This is a genomic window from Streptosporangium sp. G11 (assembly GCF_051192615.1).
Lineage (GTDB): Bacteria > Actinomycetota > Actinomycetes > Streptosporangiales > Streptosporangiaceae > Streptosporangium.
In genome coordinates this window covers 135,544-160,765 of sequence record NZ_JBPJUQ010000015.1, presented here as the reverse complement: position 1 = coordinate 160,765, position 25,222 = coordinate 135,544, and the positions used below count along the sequence as shown (strand labels likewise).

The following is a 25,222-nucleotide window of genomic DNA, read 5'->3' as shown; positions in this document are numbered from 1 at the left end:
CCGCCGACGACAAGCCCAAGCTCGACGCTCCCACTACCGAAGACGCGGCCACACCACCCTCTAAACGCCGTTGCAGTACTAACGGTCCGTCGATGACGCGGCCACCCGCTCCCTCCCTCACGAGAGACCTTGACGTGGATTGGTGGAGATGTGCTGGCCGACCCGCTTGACCAGCATCGCCATCTCGTACGCGATGTGGCCGACGTCGGCGTCGGAACTGCTCAGCACGGCCAGGCAGGTGCCCTGTCCCGCGGCGGTGACGAACAGGAACGCCGACTCCATCTCCACGATGGTCTGGCGCACCTCGCCGCCGCCGAAGTGGCGTCCCGCACCGCGCGCCAGGCTCTGGAATCCGGCGGCGACCGCGGACAGATGCTCGGCGTCCTCGCGCAGGAGCCCCTTCGAGAATCCGACGGCCAGTCCGTCGGTGGAGAGGATCACCGCTTGGCGTACCGCGCCCACCCTGGTGGTCAGGTCGTCGAGGAGCCAGTTCAGCTCGCCGGTGTTGGTCAATTTCCCGGTCATTTGTCCCCCTTGTCGCCTGTCGTATGGTGCGCGAAGTCATTGTCCTGCTCCTCGCGTCCACGCCGCGCCCCCGCCTGGAAGGCGGAGAACAGCGCGCGGACCTCGTCCGGCGAACGCTCCTCGCCCGGCTCCGCCCTGGGCTCGGGCTCGGGCGGCTCGTTCTCCTGGCGGAGCTGAGGCGCCAGGTTCGCCTGCCGGACCCGGCGGGGCAGGCCACCGGGCCCCATGGGGGGCTGTGGGGCCGCCTGGCGCGTCGGACCGCCGTTGCCGTCCCTTTCCCGGGCCTGGGTCTCGCGGGGCGTCTGGTGGGTCTCACGGGGCTCCTGGGGCGCCGGGAACGGCGCGTTGGGGGGCGCCGCGTGGGACGCCGCGTCCCAGCCCGTCTCCCACCCGGTCTCGCCGCCCGTCTCCCCGCGCGCGGGTACGGCCGGGTACTCCGCCTGATCCGGCGACGGGGCGCGGGCGGGCAGGTCCGTGACCACGCTGAGGGACGGGGCGGTGGCGGGCTGGTTCGGGGAGGCGTGTCTCGTCCTGCGCGGGAGGCCGTTGCCGTTGGCCGAGGGGGCGAGCGCGCCGGGAGGGGCGGCCTCGAACAGCTCTCCCGGACGTTCGGCGGCGCGCTCGGCGGGAGAGGACGTCCGCTCCGCGGTGAGGGTGAGCGGCGTGCCCTGCTGGGCGATCACCGAGCGGGGGATGAGGACGATGGCCGTGGTGCCGCCGAACGGCGAGCCGCGCAGGATGACCTGGACGCCGTGCCGGGAGGCGAGCTGGCCCACCACGAACAGGCCGAGCCGGTCGCTGTCCGCCAGGTCGAACTCCGGTGGGCTGGCCAGCCGCTCGTTGATCGCCTCGTACTCCGCGACGCTCAGGCCCAGGCCGCGGTCCTCGACCTCGACGGCGAACCCGTTGGCCACCACGTCGCCGCGCACGGTCACCGCGGTCTGCGGCGGCGAGTAGATCGTGGCGTTCTCGATCAGCTCGGCCACCAGGTGGGTGATGTCGGCGACCGCCGCCCCGTCGAGCGAGACGTCGGTTATCGGCATCACGTTGACCCGGGTGTAGTCCTCGACCTCGGCGATCGCGGCCCGCAGGACGTCGATCACCGGCACCGGCTTGCGCCAGGACCTGCCGGGCGCCGCGCCGGACAGGATGATCAGGCCCTCGGCGTGCCGCCGCATGCGGGTGGTCAGGTGGTCCAGCCGGAACAGGTCCTCAAGGCTGTCGGGGTCGGTCGCCCGCCGCTGCATGCTGTCGAGCAGGGTGAGCTGGCGGTGGAGCAGGCTCTGCTTGCGCCGGGCCAGGTTCACGAAGACCTGGCTGACACCGCGCCGCAGGTTGGCCTGGCCGACGGCGGCCTCCACGGCGGTGTGCTGCACCGAGCCGAAGGCCTGGGCCACGTCGTGCACCTCGGTCGAGCCGCCCGCCTGGATCGGCGGCGCCTCGGCCTGTACGTCGACCTCCTCGCCGCGCCGCAGGCGGTCCACGACGCGGGGGAGCCGCACGTTCGCCAGGTCCAGGGCGGCCGAGCGGAGCCCGGCCAGCTCGGCGGCCAGGCGGCGGCCGAAGCGGACCGAGATGATGATCGACGCGACCACCGCGATCAGGCCGACGCCGCCGGCGATCACGATCCGGACCATGACGCCGGTGGCGACCTCCTGGGCCCGTTCCGCCAGGACCTTGGAGGCGGCGAGGTTGACCTTGTCGAGCCAGGTCGAGATCGCGTTCGTGGTCGCCTTCCACTTGCTCGCCTCCGGGGCCAGCCGGCCGCCGGTCGACCCGGCGATGGCCTTCTCCAGGTCGGTGAACTTCTCGAAGGCAGAGGAGGCGAAGGTGTCGCGATACTGGGCGCCCAGCTCGGGATCCAGCGAGGCCGCGCCCCGGGTGTGCAGGAAGCGCCGGGTGGCGACGTACTCGCCGAAGGCCTTGCGCTCCTCCTCGGACAGCCGGTAGTCGATCAGCGCCCCGCTGATCAGCGCGTTCTCCCTGGCGATCATGTCGTGGGCGTTGCCCATCCCCTGCATGGCCGAGGCCTGCTGGAAGATCGAGAGATCGGGCACCGCGGCCATCTGGTCGTACACCAGGAAGACCGCGTCGAGGATCTGGTTGTAGTTCGACAGCACGCCCAGCCGCGTGTGCTGCCCGCTGTCGACGCCCGAGCGGACGCTCGGGAGCCTGTCGAGCTGGCGGAGCAGCTCGTCCAGCGAGTTGCGTAGTTCCGGGCTGCCGGAATCATCGGTTGTGGCGGCCTGCCTGAACCCCTCGACCGCGCGGTCGGTGCGGGCGCGCTGGTCGCCCATCCCGCTCGTGAGGACCCGGGAGCTGATCGCCACCGACGACTGCGTCCGCTCCGCCTGGAGCTGAAGACCCAGCTCGGTGGAGGTGACGCCCACCGTCTGGTAGAGGGCGTTCGCCCTCAGCAGTGCGATTCCGTCGCCGACGGTCAGGTTGAGCACGAAGCCCCACAGCGCGCTCAGTGACAGCAGCGGCAGGAGCAACAGCAAGAAAATCTTGAACCGAATCGAGCGGTTTCTAGAGCCCATGTCCACTCGTCCCAACCTCTGAGCGTGTGGAGGCTCGCGCCAATTTGGGGTGGATACGCCTCCGGAAGATCGCACAGGAGACTAGCACCGAATAAGGTCTTTGCGCAGTGGAGGATCTGATGATTAGTGTGATTACCGGGGCTAGTGCCGGAATTGGCGAAGCTGCCGCGGTGGAGCTCGCGAGACGCGGGCAGACAGTAGTTCTGGTTGGCCGTAATCCCGACAAGACAGCTCGGGTGGCGGAAAGAGTGAGGGCGGTCTCCGGGGTACTCCCGGATACTTTTACCTGCGATTACACCCTTCTGGGTGATGTGCGTAGGTTGGGGGACGAACTGCTGTCCCGCTATGAGCGGATCGACACCCTCGTCAACAACGCGGGCGTCATGACCACCGAGCGCACGCTCACCCGCGACGGTCACGAGACGATGATCCAGGTCAACCACCTGGCTCCCTTCCTGCTGACGAACCTGCTGCTCGAACGGGTCGCGGGGCGTGTGATCACCACCAGCTCCCGGGCGGGCAAGACCGGAGGCCTCGACCCGTCCGATCTCGACCGCGAGCGGCGGCGCTGGAGCGGCTGGCTCCAGTACGGGGACTCCAAGCAGGCGGGCGCCCTGTTCACGGTGGAGCTGGCCCGCCGCCTCCAGGGCACAGGGGTGACCGCGACCTGCTTCCATCCGGGCGTGATCAAGACGGAGTTCGCCCCGTCGACGTTCATGATGTGGATGGTGAAGAACGTTCCAGGCATGGGCCAGACGGTCGAGGAGGGCGCGAGCACCATGGTCCACCTCGCCACCCATCCGGACGGCGCCGCCCATCCGGGCCGCTACTTCGCCAAGGGCGCCCTCGCGGCCGTTCCCAAGAGGATGAGCGACCCCGCGCTGGCCCGCGCCCTCTGGGACGCCAGCGCCGCCGCCGTCGCGTGACCGCCCGCGCGGCGCGGTAGGGGCGCCACGTCCGCGCGGGCACCCGTGGCCCGCGCGGCCGGGGCCGGTGAGTCCCGCGCCCGAGGCGTGCCGGTGCGCGGGGCGGCCGACGGCGGGCGCCCCGCGCACCGGGCGCGCGGCCGTACGGCGGGCGTGCGCACGGTTCGCAGCGGGGATTTCCCCGCGTGTCACCGGCCGTTCGCCGGGTGTTGGGGGGATCCGGTTACGGTCCGGGGCTGTGAGCGTCACAACCCCGCTGCGGGCCGTCCTCCCGCCCGCCGCGGCCAGGGACCCGTTCTTCGACAACGCCAAGTTCCTGGCGATCACCCTGGTCGTGTCCGGCCATCTGATCGAGGATCTGCGGGACGTCCCGGCCGCGCACGCCGCCTACTTCTTCGTGTACACGTTCCACATGCCGCTGTTCATCGTGCTCAGCGGCTACCTGTCACGAAATTTCACCTTCTCGTCCGGCAAAGCGCGCAAGCTGATCAGCACCCTCGCCGTCCCGTACGTGATCTTCGAGCTGATCTACTCGCTGCCGCGCTTCTTCCTGTACGGCAAGCTCGACATCAGCCTCCTCGACCCGTACTACCTGACCTGGTTCCTGATGTCGCTGTTCCTGTGGCGGCTGTCCACGCCGGTCTGGCAGCAGCTGCGGTGGCCGCTGGTGGTCGCGGTCGGGCTGTCGCTGCTGTCGGGGATGAGCAGGCTCCCCGACGAGCTGTCGATGAACCGCACCCTCGGCCTGCTCCCGTTCTACGTGCTCGGGCTCATGCTGCGGCCCGAGCACTTCGAGTGGCTCAAGAAGCGGTGGGTCCGGGTCGCGGGCGCGGTGACCCTGGTCGCCGGCGCGGTCCTGGCGCTCGCCGTGCACACCTCCGTGAAGACCGAGTGGATCCGCTGGCGGCACGCCAACGACGTGATCGGGGTGGACGACCTCACCGGCAGCCTGATCCGCCTGGGCATGCTGGCCGCGGGGGCGCTGCTCGTCGCCGCGTTCCTGGCGATCACCCCCTCCAGGCGCACCTGGTACTCCGGGCTCGGCATGGCGACCATGTACGCCTACCTCCTCCACGGCCTGGTCGTGAAGGTCGCCGAGCGGTTCTACGGTGACTGGGCCCAGACCCTGCCCGGGGTGGCGGCCGTGGCGCTCTTCGGGGTCGGGCTCGCCGCCCTGCTGTGCACGGCGCCGGTGCGGCGCGTCACCCACTGGGCGGTCGAGCCCGGCATGAGCTGGGCCTTCACCAGGCTGAGAAAACCAGGCTGAGAAAACCAGGCTGAGAACCAGGGACGAGAGGGCCGGGCTGACCGACCGGGCTCACCGGGCCGTCCGGTCGCGGAGGTCAGGCCAGGAGCGGCCCGCGAGAAGGGCGGCCCTGGAGCTCCGCGACCGCGCGGTAGGCGGCGGTGACGGCCGCGTCGGCGCGCGCGGCGGGAACGGAGTCGGAGTTGGCGATCGCGATCCGGCCGTGCGGCCTGCGGGCGACGGCCGCTGGGGGCTGCCCGTCGGGGTAGAAGTCGAGGTCCCACGGGGTGGCGTACTCGGGTGCGTAGCCGTGTCCCCACCGGTTGACCGTGATCGCCTCGATGTCGCGGGCCGCGTCGAAGCCCCCCGGCCCGAGCAGGCGGGCGAGCTGGTCGCGGATGCTGTACTCCAGGTGGTCGTACGGCGTCCCGATCAGGGCGTACCGCCCGGCGACCGAGCCGTGCGCGGGTGACACCCCGGGCGTGACAGGGGTGCTGACCATGTGCGCGGCGATCGGCTCCCCGGGCCTCCTCGGGCACCTGTAGCCACCGACGTCCGCCGGGTCGTCGAGCTCGGCCACGCACCAGCGGGCACCGGTGAACCGGGCGCGCCTGATCCCCATCTCCCTCCAGGCCCGCCAGTCGCGGAGCTGGACCGTCGCGTAGAGCAGGGGCACCTTGACCGCCCGCCGCAGGGCCGCCCGTTGCGCGGGCGGGAGGTCGTCGACCAGGTAGGGGATCATCGAGTTCCAGCAGGCCATGATCACGCCGCCCGCCCGTACGGTCCTCACCCGCTCGCCGTCGAAGTAGCCGACCGTGGCGCCGGTGGCCGCGCCGGGGAGACCGTCGTTGGCGGCCGAGACCACCGGGCTGGACAGGCGCACGCGCACCCGGTTGCCCGGCCGGTCGAGCACGCCGTAGTCGAAGTTCGCGGTGGTGATGTCCTTCACGCCGCCGGCGGTGGCGAAGCCGGGGATCATCCGGGCGGCCATCATCCGGACGATCGCCTGGTTGCCCTCGGGGAAGCGGCAGACGCGCGGTTCGCCCGCGTCCCACTCCTTGATCACGGTCGGGGAGTTGTACCTGGACGGCTTGGACCTGTCGAGCCCGAGCCCCTGGAACCCCGCGTACCGGTACTCGTCGGCGCTGCCCCAGGCGTCGATCGCGCCGAAGGCGTCGGAGCCGTAGGCCCACTCGTCGTTCGGCATGGTCCTGACGAACGCCAGCACGTCCGGGTGGACCCCGCAGACGTCCCTGAGGAAGCCCGAGTAGGTCAGCCGGGCCAGCCGCGCCTGTTTCTCCTCGCCCGACAGGCCGGGGAACCAGTCGGGCGGATCGCCGTACAGCATGAGCAGGTCCCTCCTGGCCTGCTCCGCGACGGGCAGCTCGGCGATCCACCGGGGAGCGCTCCTGCCGGGCGCGAGCACGACAAGCCTCTCTTCGGGGAAGGTCTCCCGGTCGCAGAAGACGCTGTCGTGCATCCCCAGGCTCGCGTACAGCCCCCGGCCGGAGGGTTCCCCGAGCCTCTCGGGGCGGATGTCCAGCTTGGCGAGCAGGTCCTTGCCCTCGGGGGTCCACGCCGACGGGCTCTCCATCGACCGCGAGCCGCCGTACGCGACCAGCGGCCCCTTCCTGGCCGCCGGGCGGAACTCGTTGCGCAGGGCGTGCCCGCCGATGTCGTCGTGGTTGTCGAGGATCAGGATCCGCGCGCCGGGCTCACGCTCCAGCCATCGGTGGGCCGCGCTGAGACCGCTGATCCCCGCGCCGACCACGACCAGGTCGTAGTGCTCGCCGGTGGGCTCCGGGGTGCCCGCGTACGACCAGAACCGCCGGTCGCGGAGCGCGTGGGGCACGCTGAGCGCCTCCGCGGTGTCGCCGCGCAATCCCGTGAGGGACGGCGGATAGGACATGTCAGGCGAAAGCTCCAGATCCTCCATGGGTGCGGCGGGATAGGTGTCCCGCCCGCCGGCCCCGGGCAGCGAGCACGCCGCCGCGATCCCCGTGGCCGCGATCACCCCATCGAAGAAGTCCCGGCGGGAGATGGGCCGGTCCATGCCGAGTTCCAGGGCCTTACGTGGATTGATCTCGTGAGGATCGGTCATGGGGCGATCATCACGATGTGAATGGATCGGCGGGGCTGCCTCGCTGCGTTTTCGGGAAGTTTTTACCCACGCCATTAACGTACTGTCGCGACATTCCCTGTATAAGCGTTATGTCGTGGTCGCATGGAATCACAGGGGGTGGGGAGGCGATATGGCATTGGCGGTACGCCGGCCCGTCCGGTCCGGGGGAAGGGGCCCTCGCGGCGAGCGCCCGGGATGCGTACCACTCCACCTCAAACCCCCTTTACCTGCTGCTGCGTCCCTTTCCGTCCGTTCGGCCCCGGGGGTGCCGGGCGGAGGCGTGTCGCGGGGAGTATTGCGACAACGCTCAAAATCACGAAGGATCGGCGCCGTAAGTCCGGTCGCGTCCGTGCCTTCGGATGGCGCGCGGTTAAGTGGGACATGCCGGTTCGGGGCTTGTATTCGCGCCCCTTTCCGCAGGCGGTAAGGAAAGTGTCGCGCGGAAGGTAAGCGGGGCCGCGACACCGGAAAGGGGCGCGCGGAACGAGATCTCGGGGAAAGCGACGAGCGGAGCGGCGGAACCGGGAAAGGCGTCCGGTGAAGCGGTTCCCGAACGGGTGAGCAGCCGCTCGCCGGAGCCCGAATCCCCGGCGGCACCGGCCCTGGGCTCCTCCGATCCCTCCCGGACGACGCCGCTCCCGGCGCCGGCGCGGGGAGCTGCCCGCCGTCCGAAACACCGGGACGGACCGCCGATTCCCCTCCCCGGCACCGGGACACCCGGTCTCCGGCCCCGGATCGGAGCCGATTCGCGGAGCCCTTACGGCGTGTCCCGCACGAGCTCGGGGGGCGTCCCGTGCGAGCGGCCAATAATTCGGGTCACTCCGTTATGTGTTGTTCCTCTTTCCTCGGGCATACGCCTGGCAGCTGAGCAGACAGGGAGCGTGGAACATGACAGTCACCGGCATCATTACCGCCATCGTCATCGGCGCCATCATCGGTGCCCTGGGCCGGCTCGTCGTGCCCGGCAAGCAGGGCATCCCGATCTGGCTGACCATCGTGATCGGTATCGTCGCCGCACTCATCGGCACCGTGATCGCCGGAGCCCTCGGGGTCTCCGCCACGTCCGGTATCGACTGGATCGAGCTGATCATCCAGATCGCCCTGGCCGCAGTCGGCGTCATCCTGGCGGTGAGCCTGTACGGCAGGCGAGGCGTCCGCTAGTCCGTGACCTGGGGCGGCCGTTTTCCACGGGGAGATCCCGAGGAAATCCGGAGACCACCGCCCCGGGCACCCGCGACGGCCCCGCCCCGGATCTTTCCGGGGCGGGGCCGTCGTCGTGTTCCGCACCGCCCGGACGCGCGGTACCGCCCAGGCCCGAGCCGGAAGACCGGAAGGCCAAAGGGTCGGAAGTCCGGAAGTCCGGGAAGCCAGAAGGCCAGAAGGCCAGAAGTCCGGGAGGCCGGGGGCCAGAAGGTCGGAAGGTCGGAAATCCGGGAGGCCGGAAGGTCGCGAGGTCAGGAGGCCGACGGTCCGGAAAATAAGGAGTTCTTGACAAGTTAATTTGTCGGCCGTAGCCTGTGGTCATGCAGGACATCGCCGTGATCGAAGACCCGGCCGCCGCCGAGGCCTCGCTGGACCCCATCCGGGCCCGGCTGCTGGCCGAGCTGAGCGAGCCCGGCTCCGCGACCATGCTGGCCGCCAAGGTCGGCCTGCCCCGGCAGAAGGTCAACTACCACCTGAAGACGCTTGAGGCACACGGGCTCGTCGAGCTGATCGAGGAGCGGCGCAAGGGCAACGTCAACGAGCGCATCATGCGTGCGACCGCGGCCTCCTACGTGATCTCCCCGACCGCGCTGGCGCTGGTCGAGCCCGACCCGGCCCGCTCCCCCGACCAGCTGTCTGCGAGCTGGCTGCTGGCCGTCGCGGCCCGGCTGGTCCGCGACGTCGGGACGCTCATCACCGGCGCCGCCAAGGCGCGCAAGCGCGTCGCGACCTTCGCGATCGACGGCGAGGTGCGCTTCGCCTCGGCCGCCGACCGGGCCGCGTTCGCCGGGGAGCTCGCCGGGGCCGTCACGGCCCTGGTGTCCAAATACCACGACGAGTCCGCCGAGAGCGGCCGCGACCACCGGATCGTCGTCGCCCTCCACCCGAGCGTGAAGGAAGCCCGATGACACACCCGTTCGAGCTGAGCCAGGAGATCGAGCTCGCCGCCACCCCCGAGCAGGTCTGGGACGCGATCGCGACCGGGCCGGGCGTCGACTCCTGGTTCATGGGACGCACCGAGCTCGGCACGTCCGCCGGCGGCCCCGCCCACCTCACGATGATGGGCCACACCCAGCAGGCCACGATCACCGCCTACGAGCCCGGAGCCCGCCTCGCGACCCGCGGCGCGGAGGCTCCCGACGGCCGGTTCATGGCGATGGAGTATCTCATCGAGGGACGCGGCGGCGGCACGACCGTGCTGCGGCTCGTGCAGAACGGCATGCTCGGTGACGACTGGGAGACCGAGTTCGAGGCGATGAAGGCCGGCTGGCCCATTTACCTGGAGACCCTCAGGCAGTACCTCATCCACTTCACCGGCCGCACCCCGTCGGTCACGGCGGTCTTCCGGCCCGGAGCGGGCGGCCCGGACGCGGTCTGGAAGATCGTCACGGAGTCGCTGGGCGTCACGCCGGACGTCGGCGAGGGCGACGACGTCCGGCTCCCCGACGGCTCCGCCGGGGTCGTCTACTACGCGAACCTGCCCGTCAACCTGGGCGTCCGGACGGGCGAGGGCCTGTACCGGTTCATCCACTCCGGCACCGCCCGCGGCGACGCCCTCGTGCTCGGCCACCAGAACTTCGCGGGCCGCGACGAGCAGGCCGCCTGGGACGCCTGGATGGCCGAGAACTTCGGCTGACCGACCACCCCGATGCCCACGCCGGTGGTGCGACACCTCGGCGACACACCCCCTGAAGGAGCAATCCCATGCGTATCCTGATCATCGAGTTCATGAGCCTCGACGGCGTCGTGCAGGCGCCGGGCGGGCCCAAGGAGGACACCGACGGCGGCTTCGCCCACGGCGGCTGGTCGGGCCCGTTCTTCGATCCGGAGGTGGTCGGCGGCACCTTCGACGGCGCGCTGAGCGGGGCCGAGGCGCTGTTGTTCGGGCGCCGCACGTGGCAGACCATGGCCTCGGCGTGGCCCGGACGAGCCGGTGACCCGTTCGCCGACCGGATGAACGCGATCCCGAAGTACGTCGTGTCCCGGACACTGGGCGACGACGAGCTGACGTGGAACAACACCACCCGCATCCCCGGCGACGAGGCCGTTTCCCACATCCGGAAGCTGCGCGAGACCGGCGACGGCGACCTGGTGGTCATGGGGAGTCCCACCCTCGCGCGCACCCTCCTGAGCGAGGGCCTGGCCGACGAGCTCCGGCTCATGGTCATGCCGGTGATCCTCGGCGGCGGCAAGACGATCTTCCCTGACGACGGTGGCCTGCACACGCTCGAACTGGTCTCCACGGTCACCAGCGACGCGGGTGTGAACGTGTGCACCTACCGGACGACCGGCTGAATTCCCGGGACATCCCGGTGGTCAGAAGGTGACCGGTGTCCCCCTTTCGAGACGGGCGATCTCGTCCTCCGAGAGCCGCAGCGCACCGGCGGCCACGTTGGCGACCAGATGGTCCGGGTCGCCGGTGCCCGGGATGGCCAGCACGTGCGGCCCGCGCAGCAGCGTCCACGCCAGCCGGACCTGTGCCGCCGTCGCCCCGTGGGCGCGCGCGACGGCCAGGACCTCGTCGTTCTCGGCGCCGCTCGCGCCCGCCTCGCGCCCGTCCCCGGCGATCGCGAAGAACGGCACGAACGCGATGCCCCGCTCCCCGCAGGCGCGCAGGAACTCGTGGCGCTCGGGGCTCGCGCCGAGACCGTACCTGTTCTGCACGCAGACCACCGGGGCGATGGCCAGGGCCTCGGCGAGATGCTTGGGCCTGACGTTGGAGATGCCCAGGTGGCGGATCAGCCCGGCGTCGCGCAGCTCGGCCAGCGCGCCGAAGCGCTCGGCGATCGAGTCGGGTCCGTGGACGCGCAGGTTCACCACGTCGAGATGGTCGCGGCCGAGCTGGCGGAGGTTCTCCTCGACCTGGCCGCGCAATTGCTCCGGCCCGGCCGGGGGCAGCCACGCACCCGACGGATCCTTGCCCGGCCCGACCTTCGTGGTGATGACCAGGTCATCCGGGTACGGGGCCAGCGCCCGGTTGATCAGCTCGTTGGCGGAACGCAGCGGCGAGAAGTAGAACGCGGCGGTGTCGATGTGGTTCACCCCGAGCTCGACCGCGCGCCGCAGCACGGCGATCGCCCGGTCACGGTCGCTCGGGGTGCCGTCGGCGTTCGCCGTCAGGCGCATCGCGCCGAATCCGATCCGGTTGACGACCAGATCGCCGAGTTCCCACGTGCCCGCCACCGCCGCTGTGATGCTCTCCGGGTTCATGGGCGAAGTCTGCCAGCACCTCCCGAACGCCCGGAAACGCCGACGGTGGCCGGCGTCCGTCCCCGCGCGATCGGCCGATCGCGCGGGGACGGTGATCCTGGTGTCGCGGGTTATCGGCGGATGACACCTGGGTCGGGATCGAGGCTGATGGAGTCGAGGTTGACGTTGCCGTTGTCGTTGGGACCGTACGTGAAGGTCAGCGGGGTGGTCTTGCTGAGGCGGAGGCCGACCTGGTGCTCGGACCAGGTGGCCCAGTTCTGCAGGGTGGGCAGCCGGAGCTGGAGGGACTGCGTCCCGCTGGAGAGGGTCATGGTCTGGGTGGTGCCCATGGCGTTGGCGTAGCGCAGGCGGACGGTGTAGAGGCCGTCGACGGTGACCGGGGCGTTGAAACGGACGCCGCTGTCCTTGGTCTTCAGGCAGGCCACGAAGCCGGTGCCGGTGTAGCCGGCGTGCTCGGTGCGCAGGCACGCGCCGCTGACGAGCTGCGCGGACTCCGCTTCGAGCCTGCGGGGGCCGGTGGCGAGAAGTGCGCTGACGGACAGCAGGTCGGCCGCGACGTCCGGGGCGATCGGCTCGGCGTTGACCAGGGCGGTGAACCGGTTGAGGGCCTCCCGCATCCCGGCCAGGTCGCCGGCGACCGCCGCGGTGATCGCGGCTTTGACCTCAAGGGCGAGTCCGCCGGACAGGGCCGGGCTGAGGGCGCCCGCGTCCGTTGCCAACCGCACCTTCAGGGCGAGGGACAGGAGTGCCTCCGGTGTGCCGAGCCGGGTGGTGAGCCGGTCGTCGATGGCGGTGCGGGCCTGCGCGGTCACCTCGGTGAGGGGGAGACCGTAGAGGGCGAGGCGTACTTCCTGGAGGGCCAGGAGACGGCCGGTCGGGTCGCCCTGGCGGAGCAGGGTCTCGGCCTTGGTGATCATGGGCTTGAGGAGCTCCGCCGCGGACGAGGTCACCTCGCGGGACTTCCGCAGCTCCCGGACGAGGTCGAGCAGCGAACGCGTCTGTGCGACGCGGACCGATTCACCGTGTTTGCCGGTGGGGGCGCCGACCTCGACCCGGAAGTCCTGGTCGGGAACCTCGGAGGCGGGCAGTGTCCATTCGACGGTCCTGGCTCCGTCGCCCGCGACGCGGACGCGCCGGGCATCGCCGACGGCGCGGCCGTCGAGGAACACCTGGGCCTGGAACTCCGCCACGGTGCTGCCGGTGTTGGTGAGCTGAGCCTTCACGGTGAGCTGCTGGGTGGCCGGGTCCAGCACGGCTTCGGGGGTGTCGTAATCGGCGCGGGGCGTGGCGTACCGGGGGAGGTCACGGAGCTCCTTGGCGGTCGCGGGCCTGATCCTGACCGCCTGGCCGCCGGCGGCGACGAGCGACATCGACAGCCGGGTGGACGACCTGACCAGGGTCTTGCGGATCTCGACGGGCAGCGGGTCGCCCTTCCAGGTGGTCTCCTGGGCGTCGGCGTAGGTCTCCGCCACGAAGGTGCCGTGGGAGAGGAACGACAGCGGCACCTCAAGGACCCGGTCGTTCTCGTCGGTGATCGCGCCGAGGTACCAGGTGTCGCCGTTGCGCCGGGCGGTCGTGGTGTGGTCGCCGATGGCGCTGTCCAGGACGCGGGTCTCGTCCCAGGTGGCGGGCATGTCCTTGAGGAAGGCGAAGCCGGGGTGGGCGGCGTAGTTCTCTGGGGTGTCCGCGAGCATCTGCAGCGGGCTGAAGAACGTCGGGTACAGCGCGAGCTGTGCGGCCGAGGTGGTCTGGACGCGGGTGTTGAGCCGGGCCGGGTCCCACGTGACGTTCAGGACGCCGGGCGTGTAGTCGGCGGGTCCTCCCATGAACCGGGTGAAGGGGAGGATCGTGGCCTGCGCGGGCGGGTTGCCGTTGGCGCCCATGTAGTTGTGCTGCTCCATGCCCGCGACGCCCTCGCCCGACATCATGTTCGGGTAGGTGCGCGCCAGGCCGGTGGGCTTGATCGCCTCATGGGCGTTGACCGTGATGCGGTGCCGGGCCGCCGCGTCGATCACCCGCTGGTAGTGGCGGACGGCCTCCTGGTCGTAGTGGCTGCGATTGACGCCGCCGAGCAGGAACTTCGTGGCGTAGCCGGTCTTGATCGCGTGGATGCCGAGTTCCTCGTACTTGGAGAAGATCTGCTCCAGATACTGGTCGTAGTAGTCGATGTTGCCCCGGGTCTCGTTGTGCGCGATGTACCCGATGCCGTTCTCGGCGGCGTAACGGAGGACCTCGGGGAGGTCGAAGTCGGCCTGCGGGGTCAGGAAGTCCTGGTTCGCCCAGCTGCCGCCGGAGTTGGTGTTCCAGCCCTCGGCCAGCACGAACTTCGCGCCCGCCTCCTTGGCCAGGTCGATGTACTGCTTGACCCGTGCGGTGGTCGCGCCGTGCTTGGGCCCGGCGTTCCAGGTGGTGTGCCTGCGCTGGAGCTCCCACCAGACGCCCACGTACGTCGCGGGCTTGATCCAGGACGTGTCGTCGCAGATCGCGCACGGGTCGTTGAGGTTCTCGATCAGATGGGACTCACCCAGGTCGCCGGGGCGTTCGCCCACGGTGAGGGTGCGCCAGGGCGTGGAGAACGCGCCGTTCAGCTTGGCCTTGGTGCCGTCGGGGAGGGCGATCAGGTCGCTGGAGAACCGGCCGGGCCGTCCCGGCACCGACTTCAGCGTCATGCTGGGGTAGTCGGTCAGGTCGGCCTCGTGCACCACCACGTAGGAGTCGGCGGCGGGGGAGGCGGTGATGGGGGTCTGGGCGGTGGAGACGCCGGACAGGGGCAGGTCGCGGTAGTGCTGCTCGTCGGCGGCCCAGGTCTTGCCCGCGGGGATCGACCAACTCCGCGCGCCGGGGTCGAGGGCGAACTCGGTCTGCTCGGCGGTGACGGTGTAGGCCTCCAGGCCGGGCTGGTCGGGGAAGCGGTAGCGGAAGCCGACCCCGTCGTCGAAGACCCGGAACACCAGGTCGAGCTTGAACCCCGTGTCGGCCTGGACCGCGTGGACGGTGAGCTCCTTCGCGTGGTTCCTGACCTCGCTCGACGTCCCCCAGACCGGCTTCCACGTCTCGTTGATCGTGCGCCGTTCGACGGACTCTACGGCCATGCCCTGTGTGAGGCTGGGGCGTCCCGCGAGATCCACACCGAGCCCGGACGCGCCGACGAGTGTCTTGCGGTGCTTCGTCACGCTGTAGGTGAGACGCCCGTCGACGACGGTGACCGCGACCCGCAGATCACGGTCCGGCGACTCGACGACATGAGCGCCCTCCCCGGCGACCTCGGCGAGGGCACCGGAGGCAGGCATGGGTTCCTCGGCCAGCGCCGGCACCGCCACGATCCCTCCGGAGACCACGACGGCCGCCGTCATCGAGAGCAGTCCCGCCCATCTTCTTCTCCGCGCGGCCTTCTTACGTTCCATGCACGCCTCTTCTAACGGGGTGGTGATGTGACGGAAAAGACTCCGTGACATGTTCCGTGACGTTAGGGGCCAGAAAAGACTCTGGTCAACACCCTTAATACGATTTAATTAGTGCACTAAGCATCCAAATTAGATAGGCTCGGCCGGTGTTCACCACACAGAACCAGCGGATCGAACGCAGCAGGCGCGCGATCCTCGACGCGCTGAACCAGTCCTTCCCCGCGACCCGGCAGGAGCTGAGCCGCCGGACCGGCCTCGCGCCGAGCACGGTGGCGGGGATCGTCCGGGGCCTGCTGGCCAAAGGGCTGGTGCAGGAGCACGAGGCCGCCGACCACGCGGGGCGCGGCAGGCCGTCGTCGCGGCTGTCGCCGCGCCGCCTTCCGGGGTATCTCGTCGGGATCGACTTCGGGCACAGGCACGTCTCGGCGGCGCTCGCCTCGACCGCGCAGGAGATCGTCGCCGAGGGCACGGTGCGTCTCGACGTGGACGCCTCGGCGAGCAACGCGCTCGACCAGGCGGCGATCCTGGTCGCCGACCTGCTGGAGCGAGCGGAGGTCCCGGCCGGTTCGGTGCGGCGGACCGTGGCGGGGATCCCGGGGCCGATCAACCAGGCGACCGGCACGATCCAGTCGGCCACGATCCTCGCTGGCTGGGCCGGGGTCCGGCCTCGGCAGGAGCTGATCGCCCGGCTCGGCGGGGAGGTGGTGATCGCGAACGACGCGGAGCTCGCCGCGCTGGCCGAGCACACCCACGGGGCCGGGCAGAACGTGTCCGACCTGATCTACGTCAAGGCGTCCCACGGCATCGGAGCCGGGCTGATCCTCGCGGGCAGGCGATACACCGGGGCATACGGGGCGTCAGGGGAGATCGGCCACACGCTGGTCCAGGAGGGCGGGGCGCAGTGCCGTTGCGGGCAGCGCGGCTGCCTCGAATCGGTGGTGTCGATCGGCGAGGTGTGGAGGCAGCTCGTCGCGGCGGGTCTGCCGCCCTCCGAACGGCCCGACGACCTGTTCCTGAACGCCCTGGTCCACAACCCGGTCGTGGCCCGGATCGTCACCGACGCGGGGCGCCGGCTCGGACGGGTCCTGTCGGACCTGTGCAACGCCCTGGACCCCGCGATGATCATCATCGGCGGCGAACTGGCGACCGCGGGGGACCCCCTCCTGGAAGGAGTCCGCGAATCCCTGCGCCGCTTCGCCCAGCCCGCGATCAGCGACCGTGTCCAGATCCGCTCCTCCCCCCTGGGCCCCCGCGCCGCCCTCGTCGGAGCTCTGACCCTCGCCGCCACGGCGCCTGGAGCCGCCCCGGTCCGGTAGCCCCATCAGGACTTTCGGCTACGCGGCGGCATGATCGCCTTAGGAGAGCGGTCGCGGGTAGGAGCGATCATCAGGGGCGACATGACGAGCAGCGGGATGAAGAGCGGCCGACGTCTCATGCCCTCATGCCGTACGGCTTCAAGGGGTGCCGCACGTCGCGGGGCAGAACGTGACCTCGGGGTAGCGCGGTGACGGCCCCTCCAGCAGAGGCTGCCGCCGTGACTTCAGGTGCCGGTCGAGGAAGGCCGCCACGTAGGTGCGGGTGAGCTCGGCGGAGCGCGCCGCGGACAGGGCGCCGGGGGCGGGCCTGATGCCGAGGGCGCCCGCCAGCAGCGGCAGGTCGGTGGAGGACTGGTGGTCGGAGCCCGTCAGGACGAGCCAGCGCTTCCACCCGGTCAGCAGCTTCCAGTCGCGGTCCCACGAGGTGTCGCGGCCCCCGGGGACGTGCTGCGGCGAACCGATGAACATGAACGGCCGGGTGAACCCGCTCTTGGGAATCCGGGCGTAGGTGGTGCCGTCCATGTCGATTCCGGCGCGTACGCGTGGGTCTTTGACCATGGCCGCCATGGCGGCGGCCCCGCCGATCGACTGACCTGCCATCGCGATCCGGGAGCGGTCGATCAGACCGGAGCCGTCCCACTCCGATGGCAGCCGATCGAGCACGAAGGAGACATCGGCCGCCCGGCCCTGGACCAGCCCGGTGCCGAAGCCCGGGTCGGTGTCGCTGTCGCAGGCGAGGCATTCGGCGACCCGCCCGCCGGGGAAGGTGGTGGCGTAGCTCTCGTAGGTGTGGTCGATCCCGGCCACGACATACCCCCTGCTGGCCAGATCCTCGGCCAGGGACGTGAGCGTGCTCACCGGCTTGGTGAAGCCGGGAGAGAGCACCACCAGCGGGAATCCGCGCCCCGCGGGTTCGGCGTCCTCGATGGCGTTCGTGCGCGTCTTGCTCAGCGTGTCGTACGGTGCGCCGGTGATCCTGGAGCCCTTCAGGGTGAGCTCCGACTCCTTCGGCGTCATGTACGGCGCCCGCTGCCCCTCCCGCCGCTCGGTCGGATACCACAGGGTGACCTTGAGCTCTCTGGCGTCGGCGTCGAGGTCCCAGGGATCGGGGCGGGAGGCGTCTTTCAAATACAGGGCGGTGGTGCCGACCGGATGGGCGCCGGTGGGGGCCGGCAGGGTGGCGGGGCCGGTCGGTGTGGCCGACGGGCCGACGGCGGCACGGGGCGGTGCGGGGGCGGAGCAGGCGGACGCGGCGAGGACGACCAGTCCCGCGGCGACGGCCAGGAGCTGTCTCATGGGGAGGTCCATTCACGTGTGCAGCAAGGCCAGGGCCTTGGCCAGTGCGGGGTCGCGTCCGGCGGCCGCGTCCTTCGGGGTCAGGGGTATGTGGTGGTCGGGCGGCACGCCGACCCGGTCGATCACCTCGCGATCGGGCCCCAGGTGGTGCTTGTCGGGGAAGCTCAGGAGGGTGTTGTTACCGAGCAGGTACGGTTGCGCCGGGCCGGAGACGAGCCCGGCGGTTCTGGTACCGACCAGCGGGCCGATGCGCAGGTCCTTGACCGCGGAGCTGAAGTGCTCACAGGCCGAGGCGCAGCCGCGGTCGGTGAGCACCACCAGCGGCAGGTGCAGCAGTTCGACGGTGTCGTCGGTCCGCGACGCTTCGCACCTGGCGTCCACGGTGCACTGGTAGGCGGTGTTCTTGCCGTGGACGAACGCGCTCAGCAGCCGGATCGTCTCCACGGGGCTGCCGCCGCCGTTGCCGCGCAGGTCCAGCACGACGCCGGACAGCGTCCGGCCCTTTCGCAGCCTGGAGATCGCCTTGAGAACCCGGTTGGCGGAGTCGGGGGCGAATCCGGTCATCCGCACGTAGGCGATGTCGTCGTCCAGCAGCTCCGACTGCACCACCCGCAGGGTGGCCGGATCGCGCTGGAAGAGGCCGGGTTTGAGGGTGACGCTCCAGCGGCGGCCGGTGCTCTGCCGCAGCAGCCGCAGTCGCACCGGCCGCGCGTCGGGGTACCTGGGGTAGAGGGCGGCGATGGCGGGGGTGGCCTTGTCGTCGATGAAGGGCGCCGAGCCGTTGACCGCTTCGATGAGGTCGCCGGGGCGCAGGCCGGCGGCCCGCGCGGCGCCGCCCTGCACGGTGGTGACGAACAGCGGGGCGACGGCGGTGCCGGGGTTGGCGTTCGCCTGGGGGCCGTTGACGTTCGCCGCCAGGCCCAGGCCGTAGCCGTCGCCGTCGTAGTGGTCGGGGTGGCGCGTGACGTCGTGCGCCCAGCGGGCGTGGTTGTCGCCGAGGGCGGCCACGATGGCCTCCAGGGTGACGACGGCCAGCCGGTCGCGCAGGTCGGGGACCTGGTCGGTGGTCTTGCGGTAGGCGGTCTCGAAGGCGGCCCAGTCGGCTTTGCGGTCGCCGGTCAGCGCGGGCATGGTCGCCTCGGGTACGTCGTGCCCGTTGCGGTTGAGCTCCTGGGTCAGGGCGACGAATCCGGCGGTCAGCAGCGCGCGAGCGTCCAGGGTGGCGCCGCTGTAGTAGTTGCCGAGGATGCAGAGGTACGCCTGCTCGATGACGTCGATCGTGGTGGCCGTCTCCGCCTTGGGCGGTCCCTGGGGGCGTGCGCAGGCCGTCGCGCCCGCCGTGCTCGCCTGGATGCGCGGCGGCGCCGGCGCCGTGCAGGCCGCCGCCAGCAGGAGCGCGAGCCCGGCGGCCGCGGTCCTGACGGCGGTCATGACAGGCGCCTTCGGACCCACCAGAAGCAGAACCATGTGAGGCCGGCGGTGAGCAGGGCGTAGATCCCGGTCTCGATCCACTGGAAGGGCCAGAAGCGCTCCAGGGGCTGGTAGCTCGCCTGCTGCCGGTAGCCGAGCCGGTTGACCTCGACCAGGCACCCGTCCATGCCCGCTCCCGCTCCCGCCCCCGGCGGTGCGCAGGGCCCCGACGTGGTGGAGGTCTTGACGGCGCCTTCCGTACCGCTACTGGCGATCTTGCGCCCGGACGGATCGACGAAGTCGCTGGACAGGACCCAGGCGCCGGCGTGACCGGGAACGGCTGACTCCAGCACAATGTGCACGAACTGGGTTTCGCCCCGCTGTATACCGATGCCGTCCACGTTCGCCTTGCTGAGTTCGAAGGTCGATGTGACCGGGGGCATCAGGTGGGGCCGGACCAGCAGCGGCATGGCGATCTGGATTACGGTGAAGACGGCCAGGGTGAGGGCCATGGCGGCCAGCGTGCGGCGCACCAGCATGCCCACGGTCACGCCCAGGACGAAGGCGAAGGCCGCGTACCCCATCGGCGCGATACCGCGCGCACTGAACACCAAAGGAGCCATCAGGGCCAGCTCCGGAGTGGCCGACTTGTCCAGGGGGTCGGACCACCAGGTCGCCGCGAGGCCGCACAGGCAGGCGGCGGCGATGGCGACCAGGCCGGTGAGCGTGAGCTTGACCGCCAGCCAGCGGCCGCGGGTGATGCTCTGGTTCCACACCAGCAGGTGCGTGCCCGCCTCCAGCTCGCGGGTGATCAGCGGTGCTCCCCAGAAGAGCCCGACGAGGGCGGGCAGGAGCAGCACGACGAGGCTGACGGCCGTGAAGGGCAGCTGGTACTCGTCGAAGAAGCGGTCGTAGAAGCGGTCGCAGGTACTGTCCTGCGTACAGGCGGCGATCCCGGTGGAGTATTGGGAGGCCAGGTCCGGCCCGGTCAGGGCCAGGGCGGCGATGAGTGTGACGAGCAGGGCGGCCATCATCGCGGCCGATCCGCGGAACTGGCGCCAGGTCAGCCAGATCATCGCTGCACCTCCAGGGCGGCCCGCCGGTTCTCGGCGGTGCGCTTTTCCATGTAGGCCAGGACGAGGTCCTCCAGGCCGAGCCGGCTGACCGTCCAGGCGGGGTCGAGGATCGGGGCGTCGGTACGGACCACGTACGTGCTCTGCCGCTCGGTGTGGCGCGCGGAGACCACGTGCTGGTCGGCGGGGAGCCGCTCGGGGTCGCGGCGCGGACCGGTGAGCCGGTGATGGGTGGACAGCAGCCTGTCGACCTCCCCGGCGACCTGGACGCGGGAGTCGACCAGCACGATCAGGAAGTCGCAGACCCGTTCCAGGTCGGAGACCAGGTGGGAGGAGAGCACGACGCTGAACTCGTGCTCGACGGTGGCCTCCATCAGCCCCTGCAGGAACTCGCGGCGGGCCAGTGGGTCCAGCGAGGCCACGGGCTCGTCCAGGATCAGCAGCTCGGGCCGCTTGGCCAGGCCCAGGGTGAGGGCGAGCTGGGCGCGCTGCCCGCCGGACAACTTGCCCGCCCGTTGAGTGGGGACGAGGCCGAGCTGCGCGATGCGCTCCCGCGCCATGGCGGCGTCCCAGCGGGGGTTGAGCCGGGCGCCCAGCCGCAGGTGTTCGGCGACGGTCAGCCCCGCGTAGACGGGGGTGTCCTGGGCGACGAACCCGACCCTGGCCAGCTGGGCGGGCGTGCCCCCGGGCCGCCCGCCCAGCACGGTGATGCCGCCCGCCGTCGGCTCCAGCTGGCCGCCGGCCAGCTTCAGCAGCGTGGTCTTGCCGGCTCCGTTGGGGCCCACCAGCCCGACGACGTGGCCTGCCGGGATGTCGACGGTGCACTCGCGCAGCGCCCAGCGCCTGCCGTACCGCTTGCCCAGTGCCTGGGCCTCCAAGACAGCGGTCACGCTATTTCCTCCTGAGCGGTGGTCCGAAAGGTGGTCGTGAAAAGGGCCTCGATGCTCTCGTCGTCAAGGCCGGCCCGGCGGGCCTTGGCCAGCCAGCGCTGCAGCTCCAGCCGCAGCGGGCCGTGCGCGGCCAGCGAGGTGTCGGTGAGGGTCGCCGTCACGAACGTCCCCACCCCCGGCCTGGCGGCGACCAGGCCCTCGTGCTCGAGTTCCCGGTAGGCCTTGAGGACGGTGTTGGGGTTGATCGCCAGTTGCGCCACGGCCTCCTTGACGGTCGGCAGCTGGTCGCCCTCACGCAGCAGGCCGAGTCGTAGCGCGTGCCGTACCTGCTGTACCAGCTGCATGTACGGCGAGACGCCGGACTTCGCATCCAGATGGAACTCGATCACCAGTTCCTCCATTTATCTACTGTCCTAGTACTTTAGATTATTACATGTATGGAACTTGTTAAGAAGGCGCGTGGCGGGAGCTCACCGCAGTCCCCGTGGAGAGGTCAGAGGAGCTCTGGTGGCAGATGCCGACGACCAACCCCGCTCCGGGATCCTGTCCGGCCCACCGCCCGGGGCGGCCTACCGCTTCAGGGCCCTGCATCGCTTGAGAAGCGCGGTGACCCTCTCGTGGTCGGCCCCGTCGTTCAGTTCGGCGATGAGATCGTCAGGGCACAGCTCGTACAGGTCACCCCACCAACGTCGCCCTCTGTCGTCCCAGAACCGTGCGGTCCCGTCATGGTTGCCGGGACAAGAATTGACGTCGGCGGGGACGGGGGAGTCGAAGATTGTTGCCGAAACGGCAACAGGATTCGCGGGCTTCCGGGCCACCACCCCACGATTGGGAGGTGCGCCGGAGGGGCGCTTCGATTCAGGGGGATTCATGTCGCGGGCAGTCGAGGCTGGGGAAACACACCGTCTGGTTCCTTCCCCGGCGGGTCGGATCCATCTGGTGGAGCAGGGCACCGGGCCGCTGGTGCTGCTGGTGCACGGGTTTCCGGAGTCCTGGTACTCCTGGCGCCACCAACTGGCGGCATTGGCCATGGCCGGATACCGGGCGGTGGCAGTGGACGTGCGCGGATATGGCCGTTCGTCCAAGCCGGACGGGGTGGCGGCCTACCGGATGCTGGAACTGATCGAGGACAACGTCGCGGTGGTGCACGCCCTTGGTGAGGAAACCGCGACCATCATCGGTCACGACTGGGGTTCGAGCATCGCCGCCAACAGCGCCCTGGTTCGGCCGGAGGTATTCACCGCGGTCGGACTGCTGAGTGTTCCCTACGCACCTCGGGGTGGGCCCCGGCCCAGCGAGGTCTTCGCCCAGATGGGCGGCGAGGAGGAGTTCTACGTCAGCTACTTCCAAAAGCCCGGCCGGGCCGAGGCCGAGATCGAACCGGACGTCCGCGGCTGGCTGGCCGGGTTCTACGCCGCGCTCTCCGGCGACACCATGCCCGCTCCCGGCATGCCCGACCCTCATTTCGCCACCCGTGGCGGCACGCTCCGCGAGCGGTTCCCCACCGGCCCGCTGCCGTTCTGGCTCACCCAGGACGACCTGGACGTCTACGCCGGAGAATTCGAACGCACCGGCATGAGCGCGGCACTCAACCGTTACCGGAACATGGACCGGGACTGGGAGGATCTCGCTCCTTGGGACGCGGCCCCCATCGCCGCACCGTCGGTGTTCATCGGCGGCGTCCTGGACGCCTCCACCACCTGGATGGCCGACGCGATCGACGCCTACTCCGTCACTCTGCCCGGACTCGTCTCCTCTCACCTCCTCGACGGTTGCGGCCACTGGATCCAGCAGGAACGCGCCCATGAGGTCAACCAGCTCCTGACCGGCTGGCTCGCATCCCAGCCCACCTGAATCACCGCCTCCGTGGACACAACCAGGAGTGCGACCGGGCACACCTCTGGCCACATATCGCCGCCTGCTCACGGTGCCCCGACACAGGTACGGCTGTCATCTCTTCCGTACGGCTGTTCGTTGCTCTCCGGCCACGCGACCGCTTCCGCCAAGCGGCGTCGACCAGTTCGCGCTGTTGTCTGGGGTACCGAGAAGGTGTCAGGGGTCGGGTAGCCGGGGCGCATTGCTGCGCCCCGGCCCCCTCAGAACCGTGCTTGCTGCTCGTCGCAGCACACGGCTCAAGCAAGCCCCGCGGACGCTCGGGAGGGCTTGGCCGTCCTCATGCGTTCCCGGGACATGAGACTCCGGTGGCATGAGGTGTGCACAAGGTGTGATCGGACGTCACCCTTTGGGCCGCGGCTTCCGTGGTAGACGAGGTGATCTTGTGAGATCGCCTTTCGTGCTACCTGAAGCCACCATCTCTCCCATTCATCCGGTCCTTGCGGGGGTTGTTCGGGAGATAAGAGGTGTTCTCCGCAGAGCACGCAGCGCGCGTCTTGCCGGTCGAGCACCCTGATGGTGTAGGCGTCGAGCGGGGGTTTCACCCGTCGGCGCCGCGCAGTCCAGTAGTCGTCCAGGGCGGGGTCGTCTGGGGACGCCCGCCCTCTGACCATGGTGTGTCGTTCGATCTTTGTCCAAGAGAATTTCAGCAGGTAGGCACCCGTTTCCGGATTGCCGAACACCCAGCGGTCGTTGCGGAACTTGTTGAACTTTCCGTAGTGCCGATCAACGATCCAGCGGGGTGGCCTGTTGCGGTGGGTTCGAAGCGCCCACCGGTAGGTGAGCATCCACAGGTAGTGGTCCAAGGATTTGAACACCTTGGCCGAGACCACCGTCCGGTAGTAGGCGGCCCAGCCCCTGATGATGGGGTTGAGCCGAGCGATCACCCTCGTCGAGTTGGCCCCGCGCAGAGAGCGCAGTTCCTTGGCGAGCCGTTCCCGGATCCTCTTGATGGCAGCCTTGCTCGGTTTGATCAGTAGCTTGCCGCCCGCGTAGCGGCGGACGTTCATCCCCAGAAAATCGAACCCTTCCGAGGCATGGACGATGCGCGTCTTGTCCTCATTGAAGGTCAGTCCCCGGGGCTTCAGCCATGCGGCGAGCCGTGCCTTGACCTGTTCGGCCTGCTGCTTCGAGAAGCAGCAGGCGACCAGGTCGTCGGCATATCTGATCACTGCCGGGCTGGCCTGTCCGAGTCGCGTCGTCTCTTTCGAGTAGCGGACTCCTGCGGCTTCCTCTAGCCCGTAAAGTGCGACGTTCAGCAAGAGCGGCGAGATTACGCCGCCCTGGGGTGTGCCCTCTGGTGTCGGAGCGAACCCCTTGCCCTTCTCGAACACTCCCGCCTTCAGCCACTCACGGATCAGCCCCCGAGCGGGGAACGACCCAATCATGGACAACAGGTAATCGTGGTCGATCCGGTCGAACGCTGCAGCCAGGTCCGCGTCGAGGATCCAGAGCCGTCTCGTAGTCCTGAGACACAGCGTCTGGAAGATCGCCCCAATCGCGTCATGGCAGCTCCGACCGGGCCGGAACCCGTAGGAGCGCGGTTCGAACCGCGCCTCCCACTCGGGTTCCAGCGCGTTGCGTACCCGCGCCTGGTGGCATCGATCTGCCAGCACGGGAATGCCCAGCGGCCGGAGCTTGGTTCTGTCACGGGCCTTCGGTATGTGCACGCGCTTGACTGCACGGGGCCGCCAGGTTCCGATCGAGGCGTGCACTTGCACGGCCAGCTCGGCCCTGGTGGGCGAGGTCAGCGCGACCTGCCCGTCGATCCCTGGCGTCTTGCGCCCGGCGTTCTGCTGCGCGACCTGCCGCACGCTCACGAGCGTGTTGGCGCGGCTGCGCAGCATCAGCTTCTGCAGGTTCCTGACCTTGGGCCAGTCCTGCTCCTGAGTCGCCTTGAAGATCCTGTGGCGCAGCTGCTGTACCTGCTTGTCCTGGCTCGGCCAATGGATGGCATCCCATCCATTTCCGTCCAGGGACAAGGGCAGGTCCTCGGGTCCGTTCACCGCGACGGCATCCAACTTGTCCCTCGGTTCCAGCGACCTTGTCGCTTCGTCGTCAAAGGCTCACCTGCCCACGTCAGCACCCCTTTCGGGGCCGGGCGAGCAAGGCCCGGTATCCGGCCGGTTATACGGGGCGGCCCGAGGTAGAGGCCTTGCGCTCCGCTT

The 25,222-nt window shown here is 70.1% G+C and carries 19 protein-coding genes; 8 read left to right on the top strand and 11 right to left on the bottom strand.

The annotated features are described in order from the left end of the window. Window positions 1–117: 117 nt before the first annotated feature. Window positions 118–525: a roadblock/LC7 domain-containing protein gene (locus ACSDR0_RS17580; RefSeq protein ID WP_329088690.1), complete on the bottom strand. Its 408-nt coding sequence runs from the start codon at window positions 523–525 to the stop codon at window positions 118–120. Beyond that, window positions 522–3,026 (bottom strand): nitrate- and nitrite sensing domain-containing protein, encoded by a 2,505-nt coding sequence (locus ACSDR0_RS17575; RefSeq protein ID WP_435289888.1) that lies wholly within the window; start codon window positions 3,024–3,026, stop codon window positions 522–524. The genes ACSDR0_RS17580 and ACSDR0_RS17575 overlap by 4 nt, the downstream gene beginning before the upstream one ends. Window positions 3,027–3,184: 158 nt before the next feature. On the opposite strand from ACSDR0_RS17575, the gene ACSDR0_RS17570 reads away from it, so the two are divergent. Both ACSDR0_RS17570 and ACSDR0_RS17565 read left to right on the top strand, forming a co-directional pair. Next, window positions 3,185–3,991, top strand: coding sequence for an SDR family NAD(P)-dependent oxidoreductase (locus ACSDR0_RS17570; protein WP_435289887.1), 807 nt, complete (start codon window positions 3,185–3,187; stop codon window positions 3,989–3,991). Window positions 3,992–4,229: 238 nt separating this feature from the next. After that, entirely contained in the window at window positions 4,230–5,258 is a 1,029-nt protein-coding gene (locus ACSDR0_RS17565; RefSeq protein WP_435289886.1) for an acyltransferase family protein, read from the top strand. Window positions 5,259–5,334: 76 nt separating this feature from the next. Here the strand turns inward: ACSDR0_RS17565 and ACSDR0_RS17560 are convergent, their stop codons facing one another. Beyond that, window positions 5,335–7,338, bottom strand: coding sequence for an NAD(P)-binding protein (locus ACSDR0_RS17560; RefSeq protein WP_435289885.1), 2,004 nt, complete (start codon window positions 7,336–7,338; stop codon window positions 5,335–5,337). A gap of 909 nt (window positions 7,339–8,247) precedes the next feature. On the opposite strand from ACSDR0_RS17560, the gene ACSDR0_RS17555 reads away from it, so the two are divergent. The 4 genes from ACSDR0_RS17555 to ACSDR0_RS17540 all read left to right on the top strand — a co-directional run bounded on the left by ACSDR0_RS17555 (window position 8,248) and on the right by ACSDR0_RS17540 (window position 10,857). Beyond that, entirely contained in the window at window positions 8,248–8,520 is a 273-nt protein-coding gene (locus tag ACSDR0_RS17555; RefSeq protein ID WP_389916749.1) for a GlsB/YeaQ/YmgE family stress response membrane protein, read from the top strand. 362 nt (window positions 8,521–8,882) lie between these two features. Continuing rightward, window positions 8,883–9,470 (top strand): ArsR/SmtB family transcription factor, encoded by a 588-nt coding sequence (locus ACSDR0_RS17550; protein WP_435289884.1) that lies wholly within the window; start codon window positions 8,883–8,885, stop codon window positions 9,468–9,470. Next, the gene (locus ACSDR0_RS17545; protein ID WP_435289883.1) at window positions 9,467–10,198 is read left to right on the top strand and encodes an SRPBCC family protein; all 732 of its coding nucleotides are present in this window, start codon (window positions 9,467–9,469) and stop codon (window positions 10,196–10,198) included. The genes ACSDR0_RS17550 and ACSDR0_RS17545 overlap by 4 nt, the downstream gene beginning before the upstream one ends. A 68-nt stretch (window positions 10,199–10,266) precedes the next feature. Further along, window positions 10,267–10,857, top strand: coding sequence for a dihydrofolate reductase family protein (locus ACSDR0_RS17540; RefSeq protein ID WP_435289882.1), 591 nt, complete (start codon window positions 10,267–10,269; stop codon window positions 10,855–10,857). A 21-nt stretch (window positions 10,858–10,878) separates the two neighbouring features. Here ACSDR0_RS17540 and ACSDR0_RS17535 read toward each other — a convergent pair whose 3' ends face one another. Both ACSDR0_RS17535 and ACSDR0_RS17530 read right to left on the bottom strand, forming a co-directional pair. Then, window positions 10,879–11,772 carry an aldo/keto reductase gene (locus ACSDR0_RS17535; protein ID WP_435289881.1) on the bottom strand — a complete coding sequence of 298 codons (894 nt, stop codon included), beginning with the start codon at window positions 11,770–11,772 and terminating at the stop codon, window positions 10,879–10,881. Between the two features lie 110 nt (window positions 11,773–11,882). Further along, on the bottom strand, window positions 11,883–15,176 hold the full coding sequence (locus tag ACSDR0_RS17530) for a glycoside hydrolase family 97 catalytic domain-containing protein (RefSeq protein ID WP_435289880.1): 3,294 nt from the start codon (window positions 15,174–15,176) through the stop codon (window positions 11,883–11,885). Between the two features lie 146 nt (window positions 15,177–15,322). On the opposite strand from ACSDR0_RS17530, the gene ACSDR0_RS17525 reads away from it, so the two are divergent. Continuing rightward, on the top strand, window positions 15,323–16,492 hold the full coding sequence (locus ACSDR0_RS17525) for an ROK family protein (RefSeq protein ID WP_435289879.1): 1,170 nt from the start codon (window positions 15,323–15,325) through the stop codon (window positions 16,490–16,492). Between the two features lie 138 nt (window positions 16,493–16,630). On the opposite strand, the gene ACSDR0_RS17520 is transcribed toward ACSDR0_RS17525, so the two are convergent. From ACSDR0_RS17520 to ACSDR0_RS17500, 5 genes are read right to left on the bottom strand one after another with little or no spacing between them, the layout of a single operon-like run. Beyond that, window positions 16,631–17,788, bottom strand: coding sequence for an alpha/beta hydrolase family protein (locus tag ACSDR0_RS17520; RefSeq protein WP_435289878.1), 1,158 nt, complete (start codon window positions 17,786–17,788; stop codon window positions 16,631–16,633). Between the two features lie 12 nt (window positions 17,789–17,800). Further along, entirely contained in the window at window positions 17,801–19,219 is a 1,419-nt protein-coding gene (locus ACSDR0_RS17515) for a S41 family peptidase (protein ID WP_435289877.1), read from the bottom strand. Further along, entirely contained in the window at window positions 19,216–20,274 is a 1,059-nt protein-coding gene (locus tag ACSDR0_RS17510; protein WP_435289876.1) for an ABC transporter permease, read from the bottom strand. Before ACSDR0_RS17510 ends, ACSDR0_RS17515 begins: the two co-directional genes overlap by 4 nt. Beyond that, window positions 20,271–21,161, bottom strand: a complete 891-nt coding sequence (locus ACSDR0_RS17505) for an ABC transporter ATP-binding protein (protein ID WP_435289875.1) — start codon at window positions 21,159–21,161, stop codon at window positions 20,271–20,273. Before ACSDR0_RS17505 ends, ACSDR0_RS17510 begins: the two co-directional genes overlap by 4 nt. After that, window positions 21,158–21,562 carry a GntR family transcriptional regulator gene (locus ACSDR0_RS17500; RefSeq protein WP_435289874.1) on the bottom strand — a complete coding sequence of 135 codons (405 nt, stop codon included), beginning with the start codon at window positions 21,560–21,562 and terminating at the stop codon, window positions 21,158–21,160. Before ACSDR0_RS17500 ends, ACSDR0_RS17505 begins: the two co-directional genes overlap by 4 nt. 538 nt (window positions 21,563–22,100) lie before the next feature. Between ACSDR0_RS17500 and ACSDR0_RS17495 the strand changes: the two genes are divergently transcribed. Further along, the gene (locus tag ACSDR0_RS17495) at window positions 22,101–23,015 is read left to right on the top strand and encodes an alpha/beta fold hydrolase (RefSeq protein WP_435289873.1); all 915 of its coding nucleotides are present in this window, start codon (window positions 22,101–22,103) and stop codon (window positions 23,013–23,015) included. A 278-nt stretch (window positions 23,016–23,293) separates the two neighbouring features. Here the strand turns inward: ACSDR0_RS17495 and ltrA are convergent, their stop codons facing one another. Further along, on the bottom strand, window positions 23,294–25,075 hold the full coding sequence (ltrA, locus tag ACSDR0_RS17490) for a group II intron reverse transcriptase/maturase (RefSeq protein ID WP_435289872.1): 1,782 nt from the start codon (window positions 25,073–25,075) through the stop codon (window positions 23,294–23,296). Between the last annotated feature and the right edge of the window lie 147 nt (window positions 25,076–25,222).